The organism is Neokomagataea anthophila, from assembly GCF_018122595.1.
Classification (GTDB): domain Bacteria; phylum Pseudomonadota; class Alphaproteobacteria; order Acetobacterales; family Acetobacteraceae; genus Gluconobacter; species Gluconobacter anthophilus.
The window spans coordinates 83084-99655 of record NZ_JAGRQH010000003.1; the positions used below are offsets into that span (position 1 = coordinate 83084).

A 16572-nucleotide genomic window follows, 5' to 3' on the forward strand; every position below is an offset into this window, starting at 1 on the left:
GAGTGCGTCCGGCCGCATTAATTTTTTGAGGGATGAGAGATATGGCAGAGATCACAGCAGCCCTAGTCCGCGAACTGCGCGAAAAGACCGGCGCAGGCATGATGGATTGCAAAAAGGCTCTTAAAGAAGCCGCTGGTGACATGGAAGCCGCTGTTGACTGGCTTCGTAAGAAGGGCCTCTCTCAGGCTGCTAAGAAGTCTGGCCGTACGGCAGCTGAAGGCCTGGTAGGCGTTGCGTCTGAAAAGAACCGCGCTGCTATGGTTGAAGTGAACGCTGAGACGGACTTTGTTGGCCGTAACGAAGCGTTCCAACTGCTGGTGGAGCAGGTTGCACACGTAGCGCTGAAGGTTGGTGACGACCTCGAAGCGATCAAGGCGGCTACGGTTCCTTCAGGCCGTACGGTTGCTGACGAACTGACACATCTGATCGCAACGATCGGTGAAAACATGTCACTGCGTCGCGCTAAGGTTCTGACGGTTTCTAGCGGCGTTGTTGCTAGCTACGTTCATGGTGCGCTGCGTCCGGGCATCGGCAAGATCGGTGTTCTGGCTGCTCTGGAAGCGGAATCTGAAAACGACGCTCTGCTGACGCTGGGCCGTCAAATCGGTATGCATGCTGCTGCAACGCGTCCGGCTGCTCTGGATGTTTCCAGCGTTGATGCGGACGCTCTTGAGCGTGAGCGCGCTGTTCTCGTTGAGCAAGCTCGTGCATCTGGCAAGCCAGAAGCAATCATCGACAAGATGGTTGATGGCCGTATCCGCAAGTTCTACGAAGAAGTTGTTCTTCTGGAGCAAGTTTGGGTGCATGACGGTGAAAGCCGCGTTGCTAAGGTTGTTGAGAAGGCTGGCGCTAAGCTGGTTGCTTTCGAGCGCTTCCACCTTGGTGAAGGCATCGAAAAGGAAGAAAGCGACTTTGCTGCTGAAGTGGCTGCTGCTGCTGGCAACTAAAGGCGTATTTTGTCTGCCCGATCATGATGTATCGGGCAGAACGAAGGCTTATTCTTCGTGTATGCTGAAGACTCCCACATGGTATTCATGTGGGAGTTTTTTTTATGGAGTGACGGCGTGTGAAGGAATGGCAGGAAGCGGGTTTGGTGCTCTCTGTATGTCCTTATGGGGAGGGGAGCATTTTGGTTCATCTCTTCACGGAAGAACACGGCGTGGTGCACGGCATTGTGCGTGGTGGTGGTGCGCGCCGACATGCGGCAACGTGGCAGGTTGGTAATCTGGTCATGGTGCAGTGGAAGGCCCGATTATCGGGGCAATTGGGGTCTGTTACCGGTGAGTTGGTGCAGAGTGTTGCGGCGCGCTGTTTGGATTATCCGGTGGCGCTGTCCATGCTGAGCAGTGCGTGTGCTGTTGCGGATGGTGCATTGCCGCAGGATGAGGCGCATCCTGAAGTGTTTATGCGTTTGGTGCGTTTATTAACGTTGATTGGTGTTGCGCCGGAACCGCCGCCTATGGCCGCTTACTTGCGGTGGGAAGCGTGTCTCTTATCCGCTTTGGGTTATGGCTTGGATCTACGGGTCTGTGCGGTGACGGGCGCGTGTGAGGGGTTGCAATATGTTTCTCCCAAAACCGGGCGTGCTGTCTCGGTCGAGGGGGCGGGTGAGTGGCGTGATCGTTTGTTGCCGTTGCCGTCTTTATTTTTGGAGGAAGATGTTGAAGCGACGCGTGATGAATGGTGCGATGGAATTGATCTGACAGGGTATTTTTTAGAACGCTGGGTGTTTGGGGTACGGCATAAGGGTATGCCGTTAGCGCGGGGGTATTTGAGGGAACGTTTATCGGTTCCGCTCAGCAGTATGGACGATGATGCGGAATGAGATGGCCGTATTTATGGTTGGAATGTGTTATCGGGCAGTGTGAAATAGCGGAAAAAAGTGGATGTTTTCTTTTTTCTGCGTTGGCAGGTCGATAAAGTACGCTAAGGCGTTTTGAGAGTGCTGGACAGACGGGCGGTGCAGTGTCTAAGTCCTGCGCAAACGAAGGAGTGGGCATGGGCACGGATCTGGCTGGTCATATTGAAGATACGCGTTTCGCTGAGGCTTTGAGCGAGCGTTATATTGCGTATGCCATGTCCACTATCATGTCCCGATCGCTGCCGGATGTGCGCGATGGGTTGAAGCCGGTACATCGGCGCTTGCTGTATGCCATGCAGCAATTGAAGCTTGATCCATCTTCGGGTTTTAAGAAATGCGCCCGTGTTGTTGGTGACGTCATTGGTAAGTTTCACCCGCATGGTGATGCTTCGGTTTATGATGCATTGGTGCGCCTCGCGCAGGATTTTGCGGTGCGTTATCCGTTGGTAGAGGGGCAAGGCAATTTTGGTTCCGTTGACGGTGATGGTGCGGCGGCCATGCGTTATACGGAAAGCCGCCTGACGGAAGTTGCATGGACGCTGCTGGATGGCTTGGCCGATGATGCCGTGGACTTCCGGGCGACGTATGACAACGAAGATCATGAGCCAGTTGTGCTCTCTGGCACGTTTCCGAATTTGCTGGCGAATGGGGCTGCTGGTATTGCCGTAGGGATGGCGACGAGTATTCCGCCCCACAATGCTGCGGAAGTCTGCCGTGCTGCGAAGCTTTTGATTGAAAAGCCTGATGCTGAGGTGGCCGAACTGGTTGGGCTGATGCCGGGGCCAGACTTTCCGACGGGTGGTATTCTGGTGGAAGATCAGGATGCGATTATCCGGGCGTATGAGACGGGTCGTGGTAGTTTTCGTACGCGGGCGCGCTGGGATGTGGAGCAAGGGCGCTTTGGTACGTGGACGATTGTGGTTACGGAAATTCCGTATCAGGTGCAGAAATCACGCCTTATTGAGCAAATCGCGCAGCAGATGGATGAGAAGAAGCTGCCATTATTGGGTGATGTGCGTGATGAGAGCACGACGGAAATACGTCTGGTTTTAGAACCGAAGAATAAGACGGTTGACCCTGATTTGTTGATGGAGACGCTGTTTCGCAATACGGCGTTAGAAAACCGTTTTAGCCTGAATATGAATGTGTTGGGTGGCGATCGTGTGCCGGGGGTTTTGTCCCTCAAGCAGGTTCTGCGCGCGTGGCTAGATCATGTGCATGAGGTTTTGGTCCGGCGTTCTAATCATCGCTTGGCGGCAGTTTTGCGCCGCTTGGAGATTTTGGAAGGGTTCCTTGCGGTTTATTTGAATCTGGATGAGGTGATCCGGATTATCCGTGAGGAAGATCATCCTAAGGCTGCGTTGATGGAGACGTTTAGTCTGAGCGATATTCAGGCTGAATCTGTTTTGAATATGCGTTTGCGGTCCCTGCGACGTTTGGAAGAAATGGAGATCCGCAAAGAGCGGGACAAGCTTGATGATGAACGGCGCTCACTGGAAACTTTATTGGGGTCAGAAAAACGCCGTTGGACCCGTATTGGTCGTGATCTAGACGCAACGATTAAGAAGTTTGGTGCGGGGGCTTTAGGGGACCGGCGTACGACGATTTCTGAACCGCCAAAAGCAATTGATTTGTCGGTTGCGTTTGAGGTGGATCGTGAACCCTTGACGGTTTTGCTCTCCCGTGAGGGATGGATACGGGCGATGAAGGGCCATAACCTTGATCCGGCGGGGCATCGCTTTAAAGAAGGTGATGATGCTGGCGTCAGTGTGGAATGTCAGAGTACGGAGCGGCTGTGTTTGGTCGCGTCTGGTGGCAAGGCTTTCACGTTGAAAGTGGCAGATTTGCCGCGTGGGCGCGGGTTTGGTCAGCCCGTACGGACGCTTTTGGATATTCCGCAAGAAGATCGCATTATTGCGATGTTTGCGGTGCGTGACGATGGCAAGCGTTTGATTGCGTCCGCGCATGGGCGCGGCATGATCGTGGCAGATAGCACGATGGTGGCCGAAAAACGAACGGGCAAACAGGTCTTTAACATTAAGCCCGGTGAGGCTGTATTTGCGTGTATGGAGGCCGTCGGCACGCATGTTTTGACGTTGGGTGAGAACAAGCGTGCGCTGATTTTCCCGATGGAACAACTGCCTGAGATGAGCCGTGGCGCAGGTGTTGCTCTTCAGAAGTTGGGTGAATTTACGCTCCGCGATATTCGGACGTTCACCATGGCTGATGGGCTGGTTTGGCAAGAGGGGCAGCGTGCTCGGAGTGCCGCTGATTTATCTGCATGGGAAGCGCGGCGTGGTGCGCTGGGTAAAGCGGCTTCTCAGTGGATGTTGCGGAAGGGGTAAAGTAGGGTCTCGTGCGAGGTCGGTCAGCAGTGAGTGATGGTTCCTCGTGCTGCTCATGATGAGTACGGTATGCGGGCAATACGGTGAGGCTCCAAGTTTAGCTCTTCTTTTTTTACGCTACTTGTGAGTGTAGGCAGTTTTGGCCTGCGCGCTTTGCAGGGGGCACGTGTTTTCTAGAAAACACGGCCCATGAGTTTGTGCTTTACACGATGTAGGCTGCTTGTTGCCGATGTTGTGTGGGGATTTGCAGTTGGAGCTTTGTCGACATGAGGTTGTTATCAACCATGTTAAAATGTGCCAACTGAAATCACCCACTTTATTAGCGGTTAAATATCAAAGGGGGCCTGCTCGCCGCCGCAGATACCCTGCGGCTACCAGTGCGACAACTCCGATAGCAAACCCAGCGAGTGTTTCACCTGAATGTGCCTGCAACGCGCTCCAGAATGAAATATTGGCTTTCATTTGAGGCGGTAATTGCTCTCCTTGTGCTGAGAAGGACGGAATATGGTGCAGGCCCTGCCAAAGGTGGGCCAAGACATACTCGCCAATCCATTGACTTTTTACGTGCTTCCAGATCGCTGTAATGCCTCGATATGTACCATTTTCAATGGCCTCTATCGTCGTAAGAATACCGATAACGACTGTAGCCCATAGGAGCGGATAAGAGCGCATAATCCCTGACCATAGAAGGAGTAGTGCCCAGATCGGAAACCACCACAAAATGAGCAGCATTCCTCCCAGCGGTACTGCCGTCAGGCAGAACCAGAGAAACGCAAAGAGATTTTCCCATGAAGCGAAGCGCAGGCCTATTATGCTATTCGGTATAATAAAATCGCCGATTATGATCCCGCTGGACAATGCAATTAGTGCCCATTGAGCGCACCAAGTGGTGAGTGGAATACCCACACTGCAAAAGAGTATCCGAGCTAGAACGACGGCGCTTTCGGGCACGGGTAAAGATTTCCAGAAGAGGATTGTTTGGTCTCGCCTGTCGCGCAAGAAGGCGGAAGAGGCATACAAACCCGTTACGATTAGTCCGGCAACGGGAGCGATGCCTGTGGAGAGCAGTCCAATCACTGCAATTGCGGCAGCTTTGCCTTCAAGGCTATTATCTTCGTTGGGGTTGAAACCTATTCTTTGGGCATTGATTGAGAAATTTGTCGCATGCACGGTAATCGGATGCCCGGCAGCGAGTGCCCAGAATGTGTGAACAATCTCCATAATAACCATGATTGCGACTGGGGCGAGTGTCAGCACCACGGGCGTCATCCATAGCCCGCGATATTGTTGAAACTCTTTGCGGAGTTCGCAGAATACTTGCCGCGAAAATAATTGAATCCCGCTCATTGTCCGCTCTCCTTTTGGGTGTGTCCCCACTCGCCTACACCAGTCATTTCTGGTCGTGCTGTTTCCATCAGTCGAACCAGCACATCTGCTAGTCTTGGGCTGCGCACTTCACCTAAAATGCGGATCATATCTGCTGTGACGCCGGGTGACTTTGTGAGATCGAAGAGAAACTGTGCTTGCCCAAGTGAGCGCCACTCCGCAATTGGGCCGAGCCTGCGTGCCTCTGTCTCCCGCTCTGGTATGGCTCTGAGCTCGAAAAACCGTGTCTCCAGTGCGTCTATGGCTTCCTGAAAAACAACTTTGCCTTCAGACAACACCACGACATCCGTGAGAATATGCTCGATTTCCTCAACCTGATGTGTGCTGACGAGAATAGTCCGTTCTTCAGAAGCGAACTCCTCAAGCAGGGTCCGGTAGAAGGTTGTGCGAAACACCAAATCGAGGCCAAGTGTCGGCTCATCGAGAACAAGAAGACGCGCATCGATAGCGAGAACAACTGCTAGATGGAGCTGTACAACCATGCCTTTCGACATGTGTTGAACCTTCATCTTTCGTCCGACTGTTGTGCGTGCGAGAAACCGTTCTGCTTTTGCGCGGTCGAAGCGTGGATGAATGCCTTCAACGTAGTCGAGAACCTGTGTTGCGGTCATCCAGCGGGGGAGAATGGCCGTGTCGGCGATGAATGTTACATCTTCCATCATCGCTCCGCGCTGTACCCATGGATCAAGTCCATTGACGCGCAAGTGACCTTCAGCCCCGGCTAGACCAACAATAGCGCGCAGGAGTGTTGTTTTGCCTGAGCCATTGGCACCGACAAGCCCGACAATGCGCCCTGCTGGTATAGCAAGATCAACCCCGTTAATCCCGCGCTTGCCCTTGTAGCGCCGCGTGACGCCTTTTGCGTCGATGCACAATTCCGTCACGATATTTTCCTTTCCATAGCCAGAAGCTCCGCGGGGTCCAGTTCGAGCCTACGGATTGTCTCCAGTGTTTCAGGCCATTGTGTTGTCAGAAAAGTCTCTCGCTCTCGTGCGATTAGCTGCGCGCGCGCGCCCTCAAGTACGAACATGCCAAGCCCTCGTCGTTTCTCTACGAGGCCGTCATCGAGCAATGCGTGGAGCGCTTTCATCACGGTCATTGGGTTTACTTGGCAATCAGCAGCGACTTGCCGAACGGAGGGGAGTGCCTCGCCTTCCTTGATCGCACCGTCAAGCATCGCCCGCATGATCCTATCGCGGATCTGGACATAGATCGGTACCGATTCATCCCATACCTCATTCATTCTCACCCCCTTCAAAACAGCCAGTTACTTGGCTGTGTAGTGTTATATATGTGTAGTACACCATATCTGTAAAGCACGACTCGCTTTTTATCATTCAGGAATGAGAAGCAATCTGGGGGCATGTTTCCATGATTGGCGGAGCGAACCGCAGAGCTTTTTGTAATGAGCGGTTTTTGGGCACTATTGATTGAGGCAGTCCGTCCGAAGGCTCAGGCACCCGCCGCGCGGTCTTTGGCGCTATCAGAATGGGACGAAAGGGCGGTCTATTCCGGCGGAATTTGGTCTAACCCTTTATTCGATGGACGCAGGCAGGTGTTAGGCGGGTTTTCTTCGTACGGGTGCAGGGATCAGGGGCTTGTTTTGGGTAGGGTTTTCCGCGGCTGAACGGGTATTCGGGCGTATCACAAGGCGACGGGAGTGGCACAAAAGGAGTGTTGGCTGCACGAAGGGGTGTAAATGGGTTGAACAGTCCATATATGCGCCCGGATAACGTCTTGTCGTTTTTTACGCCCTCTGTAGTTGCTACTGGCGTTTATTGGGACCGCCTTTTCCATGTGGGTATTCGGGTGGGTTCAAAGGCTGTATCCAGTGAGGGTTACTGGTAAAGACCGTGCCATTATGGTGGCGAAAGTGCCTCCCAGTGTCCGTTATGAAACACTTCGGCGGGTTGGAAGCGCGCTTTATAGGCCATTTTTGCGCTGCCCGGCACGTAATAGCCGAGGTATAGCTGTGAGAGGCCGATAGCACGGGTGTGTTGAATGAGCCAGAGTATGGAATATGTACCCCAAGAATGCGTTTGGGGGGCGGGTTCATAGAACGTGTAAACGGCTGAAAGTCCGTCGGATAGGACATCAATCAGGCTAACGCAGACGAGTGTATCCGTGTCGTCCCGGAACTCAACGACATAGGTGGTGATGGGGGTATGCGCGATCATTGCCGCGTAATCATCCCATGACATGGTGACCATTTCGCCTTCAGCGTGGCGGGCGTTTTGATAGCGCTGGAAGAGGATGAATTGTTCTTCCGTTGGTAGTGGTGCATGGAGTGTGGCGTGGAGATTTGGATGGCGACGCCAGACGCGCTGCTGAGTGCGGGAAGGTTGGAAGTCAGCCACGGGTAAGCGTAATGACATGCAGGCGCGGCATGTGGCGCAGGCAGGTGTGTAAGCCATGGAGTGGCTGCGCCGAAAGCCAGCTTGGGCTAGGCGGTCATGAATAATATCTGCGTCTGGGCCGCCTAACGCGGTGATGAGCTTACGTTCTAAACGTTCGGGCAGGTACGGGCATGGCGCAGGGTCAGTTGTATAAAAGAGCTGCGGCCTGTGTTGCACCGTTTGATCTGTCCTGCTGCTAATGGAGTGTCATACTAGCGTAATATTATTAGTCGTGCATCCTTGTTCTGAGTGATGCGCTTTTACATAATCATCTACTTGAGACCTGAGCCGAAGAAATGGAGCCTGCATGAACCACTGGGGTGTGTTGCTGGAGTGGTTAGGGCATTTTTATGCTGTTCTACGGTGGGTTCTGCCATTGGGTGTGACGTTGCATGCCTTAAGGCGCAAGCAGGACACGGCGGCGTGTACCGGGTGGATTGGCGTGTGTTGGATTGCGCCTGTCATTGGCACGGTCTTGTATATGATGTTCGGCATTAACCGGGTGCAGCGCCGAGCGCGGCGTTTGGTGGATGAGCATGCATGGGCAGGGCGTGAAACGCTCGCACAGTACCGGCATGTGGCGCAGGGGAATATGGCGCATTTGGCGCGGATGCTGGGCCGTTTAACGGAGCGTCCGTTGATGCGTGGGAATGTTTTGCGCGTTTTGCATGATGGGGATCAGGCTTACCCTGTGATGTTAGAGGCGATTAAGAACGCGCAATCTTCTGTGGTGTTATGCTCGTATATTTTTCGTGATGATACGATTGGCCGTGATTTTGTTGCCGCCCTAATTGATGCCAAGGCACGTGGTGTTGTGATTCGGGTTTTGGTAGATGGTATTGGGAGTGGTTATTTTCATTGCGGTGTAGCGCGGTCATTACGCCGGGCGGGCATACCGTGTAGCCGGTTTATGCATTCTGTTTGGCCGTGGCGTATGCCGTTCATTAACCTGCGGAACCACCGTAAAATTCTGATTATTGATGGCCGTTATGGTTTTATGGGCGGGCTGAATATCGGTGTGGAAAATATACTGAGCCTGAAGGCTAAACTCCCTGTAGCGGATACGCATTTTGCTGTGCAGGGCCCTGTGGTTAGGCAATTGGCTGAGGCTTTTGCGCGGGATTGGTCGTTTACGACCGGAGAAGAATTGCAAGGTGAGGCTTATTTCCCATTGGTGACTCCTCAAGGGGATATGCCAATGCGGGTGGTGACATCTGGCCCGGATGCTGATCTTGAGAAGATTGAATATGGCATGCTGCAGGCCATTACTTTGGCAAGGCGCAGTGTGCGGTTAATGACGCCATATTTTGTGCCAGATGATCGGTTCTCAACGGTTCTGACACTGGCGGCGTTGCGTGGGGTTCAGGTCGATGTGGTGGTGCCGCGCAGCAGTAATCATGCGTTGATTGATTATGCACGTGATGCCAGCGTACGACCATTTTTAGACGCAGGGTGCCGGATTTGGATGGCGGCTCCGCCATTTAATCATTCTAAATTAATGGTTGTGGACGAGGAATGGAGTTTTGTTGGGAGCACAAATTTGGATGTGCGTTCCTTACGTCTAAATTTTGAGATTAATCTTGAAGTCTATGATGAGGGGGTAGCACAGGGCTTGGCGCAGTTCATTGATAGCCGCCCACGCCAGCGTTTGACGCATCATGATGTGGATCGGCGGCCATTATGGATGCAGTTACGGAACTCTGCCTTGCGGTTATTGATGCCTTATTTGTGAGAGTGTTCTGCTTTTTCTGAAGAAAAAAACGTCTGAAGGTTGGGGCAGAAAGTGTTGAGTATGCATGTCCCATTTCGGTGCGTTGAGGCGTTCTGTTTTATTCGCCCCCACAGTGTTCAAACATTTACGCGTGTTGGCGCAGGGTGAGGCAGATAGGGCGGTGATCGGACCCGAAGCGCGGGAGTGTTTTGGCTTCGATACGTGAAAACCCTTTGGCGAGGCAGCGGTCTAAGCGTAGGGGCAGTCTGTTGAGCATATGATGGGTACGTTCTCTGGGGCCGATATCTTGGAAGCCGGGAAGGAAAACCGGTCCGACAATATTGAAGTCACCGATGATGAGGGCGTGTTTAGGAAGAATGTCGGCTGTTGTTTTGAGTTGGCGGCGGTTTAAGATTTGGCCGTGAGAGAGATGAACATTTGCAATTGAAAATGTTTTAAAATCAATAACTTGTGCATTTCTGCGTACAATGACGCCACGTGGTAAGCGGTATAATGTAGGTTTGGTATGGACGGGCAGTCGGCTCCAATAAGCAGTGCCGTGGGCGCGGCCGGGTAAAGGTGTACGGTCGTAAGTGCCGCCGAGTTCATGTGGGAGGATATCTAATTCTGGGCGGGCTTCTTGAAAGGTGACGATATCGGGGTTTTCAGCCCGGATAAGGGTGAGAATATCTGTGAGGGTGGCGCCGTTAGTGTGCAGGAGGTTCCAGCTTAGGATTTTGATGACGTTGCCTGATGTCAGTGAAGAGACCGGGGAAATCATAATGGGGTATCCGTTGGTCGTTCAGGAATGAAAGCTAAGCGTGGGCTGGCAGATGCAGGATGGGCAAAGCGGCTGATGAGGGTGTATCCGACGGCAAGGAGAACAGGGCCTAGGAAAATCCCTAAACCACCCAAGGCGATAACGCCTCCCAGCACGCCTATGACGGTTAAAAGATAAGGGAGTTGTGCGCCACGGGCAATGAAGGCGGGGCGGATAAGGTGGTCCGCACCGGAAATGATGAGCACGCCCCAAGCCATGAGAAAAATACCGTCACCGAAGTGATGGGTTGCCATCAGCCATAGTGAGGCTGGAACCCATATAATGGGTGCACCTACGGGGAAAACAGCAATAAATGCTGCAATACCGCCAAGCAGTACGGGAGCGGGCACGCCGCAGATCATAAAGCCAATACCGGTGAGAATACCTTGTATAATGGCGGTGCCCAACACGCCGTAGACTGTACCGCGAATAGTACGGCCGATCATAGAAATGAGATGGGGCGCGGCTAATGGGCCAGCGATGCGGTAGGTGAGTGCCGATATGGTATGACCCAGCGCATCACCGCTGAGCCATAGGAAAAATGCAATAAAGAGCGCCATGACCAGTTCGACGAGGCCACTTGTGAGTTTAACCAGAATATCGAGCGTAATATGCGCAATTTGTCCAAAATAGGGACGCAGGAGTTCGCTCATAGCGCCGACGTCATGGTTCAATCGTGTCCAGATCTCGGTGAGGCGAGGCCCTATAATCGGTGTGTGCGTGACCCAGCGGGGCGGTGGACTGGCGGAGGCTGTATTGCGTAAAAAATGATCTAACTCGCCTATGAGAGAGGGTAAATCATTTAGACCCGCAGATGTTAGGATCGCGAGGGGGACGATAATGGCGACGGCACTGAGGGCCATCATGGTGATGGATGCAATCACTGGGCGGACATGGCTACATAAGCGCCGGTATACGGGCCAAGTGGTAAAGGTCAGAATGGCAGCCCACAAAATGGCCGAAAGAAAGGGCCATAAAATGATGCCGCAGCCATAGGCGATACCGACGATCACAAAGGCCAGAATGATCCGCTCAGTTTTCATGCGTGGTCTGGCCTTGTGGTGCAGAAGGATGGGCGGCGTATATGTTCATATGCGAAGTGTGCCATGCTCTTGTGTTTCGTGCATCCCTTGACCCCGTGATCATTATGCAGGTCAGATACAGTATTTTGTGAACGTAAGAGAGCGTATTATGTCGCACTGCATTGTGATTCAGCCGGATGAACTGCCTGATGAGTACGTGGCGCTGGATGCCAGTGTGTTGTTGCCGGGGCAAATGGGTGATCTGGATGCTGATTTTCGTAAATCAGCTTTACCGGGGGCGCGGCGGTTTGACATAGGGGTGTTTTCTGACCCGGAGAGCGCTTTGCCGCATACAGTACCGAGTGCAGCACGTTTTGCGGCGCTTATGGGCGCTTTAGGAATCGACGCAACGACGACACTGGTTTTCTATGACCGTTCGGGGTGTGTTGGTGCCGCACGTGGTTGGTGGCTGACACAGCTTTTTGGGCATCAGGGACCTGTCTATGTGCTGGATGGTGGCTTGGAGCTATGGCGTGCTGAAGGTGGTGTGCCAGAGCCGGGCGTGACGCGGTCTCCGGTGGTAACGTACCGGATCTGCCCGAATTATCGCTTTTTAGTGGGGAGCGGTGATGTTTTGGCGGCTTTGGAGGCGCCGGAGCATTTTAGTGTGGTGGATGTGCGGGCTTCTGGGCGCTTCCGTGGTGTGCAGGCTGAGCCACGGCCGGGCATGCGATCGGGTCATATGCCCGGTTCGATCAATATTGAGTGGCAATACTTCTTTGATTCATCAGGGTGTTTTGTTGAGCCTGAGCGCTTGCGTGAGGTCCTTGCTCCCGTAGGTGATAAGGCCATTATTGCCAGTTGTGGGTCTGGGCTAACAGCATCCACATTGGTGCTGGCTGCTCACGTGGCTGGGTTAGGGCCAGCAGCATTATATGATGGATCATGGGCAGAATGGGGCAGCAATACGACGTTGCCTGTTGTGAAGGACGAAGATTAATGGATCACGCTCTGGAAAAAAGTCTGACCGCAGGCTGGCATAAAATGGCAACGACGCTTGTGCAAGGCGGGCGTGCTGCAGTTGAAGAAGGCGGAACGCTGGTCAACCTGCCTGTTGAGCGTGGTTCGACGGTTTTGTTCCCCAGTATTGAAGCAATGAACCGTCAAGATGGGCGCAGCCATGCCCATAAAGCGGTGTATGGTGCCATGGGAAATCCGACCCAGCATGAGTTGGAACAATTTATTGCTGTGCTTGAAGGTGGCAGCCATACGCAGATTGTTAATTCAGGATTGAGTGCGTGTACGACGCCTCTGCTCGCCTTTTTAGGGCAGGGTGATCACCTTTTGCTGCCAGATTCTGTTTATGGTCCAACGCGCCGTTTTGCGGAGACGATGTTACGGCGGTTAGGGGTACAGACGAGCTATTATCCGCCCATGGCGTCTCGTGACGTGGTGGAAGGGTTTCTGCAAAGCAATACGCGCATTGTGTTTGCGGAAAGCCCGGGGAGCCACACGTTTGAAGTGCAGGATGTGCCCATGCTGGCGGATGTGGCGCACCAGGCTGGGGCGTTATGCTTTCTCGATAACACATGGGGTTTTGGTATTTTTCAGCCCTTTGAACATGGTGTGGATGTGTCCATTCAGGCGTTGTCCAAATATCCAAGCGGGCATGCAGATGTGATTATGGGCTCCATCACGGTGAATGATGCGGCGCATTGGAAGGTCTTACGGGATGCATCCATTCAGTTAGGGCAATGTGCAAGCCCGGATGATTGCTGGTTGGTGTTGCGCGGGTTGCGGACGATTGGTGTGCGCATGGCGCATCAGAGCCAGAATGCGTATGCGCTGGCGGTGTGGTTAAAAACGCGCTCTGAAGTGGAGCGTGTGTTGCATCCGGCCTTTGAAGATTGCCCGGGCCATGATTTTTGGAAGCGAGATTTCCAAGGGGCAAATGGGCTTTTTGGGGTGCAGTTGAAGGCGGATATTTCGGTGCAAGCCGCTGAGACTATGCTGGATGGATTGCGCCATTTTGGTATTGGTGCGTCTTGGGGCGGGTATGAAAGTCTTGTTCTGCCGACGACAGGACATATTCGGCGTAGCGCGGAGGCAGGACCAACGGCACCAACATTCCGCGTGCATGTTGGGCTGGAAAGTTTGGAAGATTTGAAGATTGATCTTTCACGCGGGCTGGATAGTCTCGCATATCACGCAGCGGAGTAAGGTGATGTTCATCAGCGCCGTCTGAAGCTGAGGGCTTCGGTGACATGATGGCGCTGGACTTCAGTCGTGCCTTCTAAATCCGCAATGGTGCGGCTGACGCGCATGAGGCGTGTCATGCCGCGATTGGAGAGCTTAAGCCTTAGGGCTGCGTGTTCGATGACAGAACGGGCATCATCATCCATCATGAACAAATCTGGATTTGTATGTGCGTTCGCAGCACCTTGGCGGGCGTATTGTTGATGGCGGGCGGTGATGACGCGGGCACGAATGGCTGCGCTGTTCTCGCCGCTGGGTGCGCGGGTCATGAGGTTGGGTGGTAGCGGATCTATCGTGACGTAGAGGTCAATGCGGTCCAGCATAGGGCCAGAGATACGTCCTGCGTAATCATCGCCGCAGCGCGGGGCTTTGCGGCAATTTTGTTCGGGGTCGCCTAAATGGCCGCAGCGGCATGGGTTCATAGCGGCGATCAACTGAAAACGTGCAGGGTATGTTGTGTGCCGGGCGACGCGTGAGATGGTGACATTGCCCGTTTCGAGTGGTTGGCGCAGGGCCTCAAGGCTGTTGCGGGCAAATTCTGGGAGTTCGTCTAAGAACAGAACACCGTGATGGGCCAAACTGACTTCGCCGGGGCGTGCTTTGGCGCCGCCACCGATAAGAGCGGCCAGGCTCGCGCTGTGATGTGGTGCACGGTAAGGTGGCCTGACAATCAGGTGTCCATTCTCCAGCATACCGGAAATGCTGTGGATACGGCTGGCCTCAAGGGTTTCTTCGGCGGTGAGGTCTGGAAGAATGCTGGGGAGACGTGAGGCCAGCATGGATTTTCCGCCGCCGGGCGGCCCATTTAAGAGTGCCGAATGTCCGCCAGCGGCAGCAATTTCAAGAGCACGTCGGCCAATGGTCATGCCTTTGATATCGGCGAAGTCAGGGCCGTATTCTTTCGGGTGATGCTCAGGGGCGGTTGTGGTGGATAAAATTTGCTCCCCACGGAAATGTGCCATCAGGGCTATGAGCGTTTCGGGTGCGAGGACATCATGAGCGTAATTTGTCCAGCGTGCTTCGCGTTCTTGGGAGGCCGGGCAGATGAGGCCGAGTTCTTGTTCTGCGGCACCAAGGGATGCGGAAAGGACGCCATGCACGGGGTTGAGGCGGCCATCTAAGGAGAGTTCGCCTAAAGCAGCATATTCAGAGAGAGCTTCAACATCTAAAATCCCCATGGCGATGAGCAGGCCTAGGGCGATCGGAAGATCAAAATGTGCGCCTTCTTTGAGTAAATCTGCGGGCGTGAGGTTGATCAGAATACGTTTGGGCGGCAGGGTGAGGCCCATGGCTGTAAGAGCAGCTTTAACGCGCTCTTTTGCTTCGCCAACAGCTTTATCCGCCAAGCCAACAAGTAAAAAAGCCGGTAAGCCGCTGGATATTTGCACTTCGACCGTAACGGGTATGGCCTCAATGCCGGAAAAGGCAAAGCTCTGAACGCGGGCGAGGGTTGGGTGCAGTGCGGCCGATGTCATGGTGGCTACTATGCGGTAGCCACCATGAGGAAAGTGTTAACGCTGGTAGATCAAGCGTGCGCGCAATGTGCCGTCAAGTGCGCGGAGGCCATCAAGCAATTGGTGGTCTTGATCATGCCCTGCTGATTCGGCTTCAACGACGACGTAACCCAACTCACCATCTGTTTGCAGATATTGTGCGGTGATGTTGGTGTCTGCTGCGGCAAAGAGCTCGTTGATTTGGCGCATGATACCGGGGCGGTTCGCATGCAGATGCATGAAGCGCGTACCGCGTGGGCGCTCTGGTAGTTGCACACCGGGGAAGTTTACGGCGCCAATGGTGGAGCCTACATCGGAGTAATCGGCCAGTTTAACGGCGACTTCTACGCCAATGCGCTCTTGTGCTTCCATTGTGGAGCCGCCGATATGCGGCGTGAGTAGGACGTTTTCCAGCCCTTGAAGTGGTGATGTGAAGCGTTCGCTTGAGCCTTTTGGTTCAACGGGGAACACGTCAATGGCTGCGCCCATCAAGTGTCCGTCTTTCAGGGCTGCGGCGAGGGCATCAAGGTCCACGACCTTACCGCGTGCGTTATTGATAAGGATGCTGTTGGGCTTCATGGCCCGGATTTCAGCTTCACCAATGAGATTGTTGGTTTCCGGTGTTTGGGGGACGTGCAGCGTCACAACATCGGACTGGCCCAGAAGTTCTTCTAAGGTTGGTACAGCAACGGCATTGCCGTGCGGAAGGCATGGAACGGTGTCATAATAAATGACGCGCATACCGAAGGCTTCGGCCAGTACGGAAAGCTGTGAGCCGATGGAACCGTATCCGACGATACCAAGAGTTTTGCCGCGTACTTCCCATGCATTGGCCGCAGATTTTTCCCAGCCGCCATCATGACAGGCGACGGAGCGTGATGGAATGCGGCGCATGAGCATGACCACTTCGCCCATGACCAATTCGGCAACGGAGCGTGTGTTGCTGTAAGGCGCATTGAAGACGGGAATACCAGCTTCACGTGCGGCGGTTAGGTCGACTTGATTGGTCCCGATGCAGAAGCAACCGATGGCCATCAGGCGGTCTGCTGATTCGATGACTTCGCGCGTGAGCTGGGTGCGGCTACGAATGCCGACCATGTGCACACCGCGCAGCGCGTCTTTCAGGGCGTCGCCTTCAAGGGCACCTTTGAGGCGGGTGACTTGAGCATAACCCTGTGCGGCAAGATGCGAGACGGCGCTGTCATGGACGCCTTCGAGCAAGAGGATGTTGATTTTGTTCTTGGCAAGGGAAAGCTGGTTGTCCATCGCGCTGCTCCGGTCC

At 53.8% G+C, this 16572-nt stretch carries 14 protein-coding genes; 6 read left to right on the top strand and 8 right to left on the bottom strand.

The annotated features are described in order from the left end of the window. The first annotated feature begins 41 nt into the window (after positions 1-41). The 3 genes from tsf to parC all read left to right on the top strand — a co-directional run bounded on the left by tsf (position 42) and on the right by parC (position 4206). Entirely contained in the window at positions 42-947 is a 906-nt protein-coding gene (gene tsf, locus KB213_RS05635; protein WP_211681139.1) for a translation elongation factor Ts, read from the top strand. A gap of 119 nt (positions 948-1066) precedes the next feature. Further along, the gene (recO, locus tag KB213_RS05640; RefSeq protein WP_211681141.1) at positions 1067-1825 is read left to right on the top strand and encodes a DNA repair protein RecO; all 759 of its coding nucleotides are present in this window, start codon (positions 1067-1069) and stop codon (positions 1823-1825) included. Positions 1826-1998: 173 nt separating this feature from the next. Further along, entirely contained in the window at positions 1999-4206 is a 2208-nt protein-coding gene (gene parC / locus KB213_RS05645) for a DNA topoisomerase IV subunit A (RefSeq protein ID WP_211681143.1), read from the top strand. A gap of 333 nt (positions 4207-4539) precedes the next feature. Here the strand turns inward: parC and KB213_RS05650 are convergent, their stop codons facing one another. The 4 genes from KB213_RS05650 to KB213_RS05665 all read right to left on the bottom strand — a co-directional run bounded on the left by KB213_RS05650 (position 4540) and on the right by KB213_RS05665 (position 8165). Beyond that, the gene (locus tag KB213_RS05650) at positions 4540-5553 is read right to left on the bottom strand and encodes a hypothetical protein (protein WP_211681145.1); all 1014 of its coding nucleotides are present in this window, start codon (positions 5551-5553) and stop codon (positions 4540-4542) included. Continuing rightward, positions 5550-6476, bottom strand: coding sequence for an ABC transporter ATP-binding protein (locus KB213_RS05655; RefSeq protein WP_346266673.1), 927 nt, complete (start codon positions 6474-6476; stop codon positions 5550-5552). Before KB213_RS05655 ends, KB213_RS05650 begins: the two co-directional genes overlap by 4 nt. Continuing rightward, on the bottom strand, positions 6473-6835 hold the full coding sequence (locus KB213_RS05660) for a GntR family transcriptional regulator (protein ID WP_211681147.1): 363 nt from the start codon (positions 6833-6835) through the stop codon (positions 6473-6475). The genes KB213_RS05655 and KB213_RS05660 overlap by 4 nt, the downstream gene beginning before the upstream one ends. A 616-nt stretch (positions 6836-7451) precedes the next feature. Next, positions 7452-8165: an arginyltransferase gene (locus KB213_RS05665; protein ID WP_211681149.1), complete on the bottom strand. Its 714-nt coding sequence runs from the start codon at positions 8163-8165 to the stop codon at positions 7452-7454. A gap of 130 nt (positions 8166-8295) precedes the next feature. Here KB213_RS05665 and cls point away from each other — a divergent pair, with 130 nt between their 5' ends. Beyond that, positions 8296-9720: a cardiolipin synthase gene (cls, locus tag KB213_RS05670; protein ID WP_211681151.1), complete on the top strand. Its 1425-nt coding sequence runs from the start codon at positions 8296-8298 to the stop codon at positions 9718-9720. 124 nt (positions 9721-9844) lie between these two features. Here the strand turns inward: cls and KB213_RS05675 are convergent, their stop codons facing one another. Further along, a complete protein-coding gene (locus KB213_RS05675) occupies positions 9845-10480 on the bottom strand; it encodes an endonuclease/exonuclease/phosphatase family protein (protein ID WP_211681154.1) in 636 nt (211 codons plus the stop codon). Further along, a complete protein-coding gene (locus KB213_RS05680; protein WP_211681156.1) occupies positions 10477-11562 on the bottom strand; it encodes an AI-2E family transporter in 1086 nt (361 codons plus the stop codon). Before KB213_RS05680 ends, KB213_RS05675 begins: the two co-directional genes overlap by 4 nt. A gap of 148 nt (positions 11563-11710) precedes the next feature. On the opposite strand from KB213_RS05680, the gene KB213_RS05685 reads away from it, so the two are divergent. Together KB213_RS05685 and metC are read left to right on the top strand one after the other, a co-directional pair. Continuing rightward, the gene (locus KB213_RS05685; protein WP_211681158.1) at positions 11711-12541 is read left to right on the top strand and encodes a sulfurtransferase; all 831 of its coding nucleotides are present in this window, start codon (positions 11711-11713) and stop codon (positions 12539-12541) included. Further along, complete coding sequence (metC, locus tag KB213_RS05690) at positions 12541-13761, top strand: cystathionine beta-lyase (RefSeq protein ID WP_211681160.1); 1221 nt, start codon at positions 12541-12543, stop codon at positions 13759-13761. The genes KB213_RS05685 and metC overlap by 1 nt, the downstream gene beginning before the upstream one ends. A gap of 11 nt (positions 13762-13772) precedes the next feature. On the opposite strand, the gene KB213_RS05695 is transcribed toward metC, so the two are convergent. Continuing rightward, positions 13773-15272, bottom strand: coding sequence for a YifB family Mg chelatase-like AAA ATPase (locus KB213_RS05695; protein WP_211681162.1), 1500 nt, complete (start codon positions 15270-15272; stop codon positions 13773-13775). Positions 15273-15308: 36 nt separating this feature from the next. Continuing rightward, on the bottom strand, positions 15309-16556 hold the full coding sequence (gene serA / locus KB213_RS05700) for a phosphoglycerate dehydrogenase (protein WP_211681164.1): 1248 nt from the start codon (positions 16554-16556) through the stop codon (positions 15309-15311). Positions 16557-16572: the final 16 nt, after the last annotated feature.

Excerpts from the sequence above, each read along its gene's own strand:
- tsf (WP_211681139.1), top strand. The coding sequence starts at position 42 with ATGGCAGAGATCACAGCAGCCCTAGTCCGCGAACTGCGCGAAAAGACC.
- parC (WP_211681143.1), top strand. The coding sequence starts at position 1,999 with ATGGGCACGGATCTGGCTGGTCATATTGAAGATACGCGTTTCGCTGAG.
- KB213_RS05650 (WP_211681145.1), bottom strand. The coding sequence starts at position 5,553 with ATGAGCGGGATTCAATTATTTTCGCGGCAAGTATTCTGCGAACTCCGC.
- KB213_RS05660 (WP_211681147.1), bottom strand. The coding sequence starts at position 6,835 with ATGAATGAGGTATGGGATGAATCGGTACCGATCTATGTCCAGATCCGC.
- cls (WP_211681151.1), top strand. The coding sequence starts at position 8,296 with ATGAACCACTGGGGTGTGTTGCTGGAGTGGTTAGGGCATTTTTATGCT.
- KB213_RS05675 (WP_211681154.1), bottom strand. The coding sequence starts at position 10,480 with ATGATTTCCCCGGTCTCTTCACTGACATCAGGCAACGTCATCAAAATC.
- KB213_RS05680 (WP_211681156.1), bottom strand. The coding sequence starts at position 11,562 with ATGAAAACTGAGCGGATCATTCTGGCCTTTGTGATCGTCGGTATCGCC.
- KB213_RS05685 (WP_211681158.1), top strand. The coding sequence starts at position 11,711 with ATGTCGCACTGCATTGTGATTCAGCCGGATGAACTGCCTGATGAGTAC.
- metC (WP_211681160.1), top strand. The coding sequence starts at position 12,541 with ATGGATCACGCTCTGGAAAAAAGTCTGACCGCAGGCTGGCATAAAATG.
- KB213_RS05695 (WP_211681162.1), bottom strand. The coding sequence starts at position 15,272 with ATGACATCGGCCGCACTGCACCCAACCCTCGCCCGCGTTCAGAGCTTT.
- serA (WP_211681164.1), bottom strand. The coding sequence starts at position 16,556 with ATGGACAACCAGCTTTCCCTTGCCAAGAACAAAATCAACATCCTCTTG.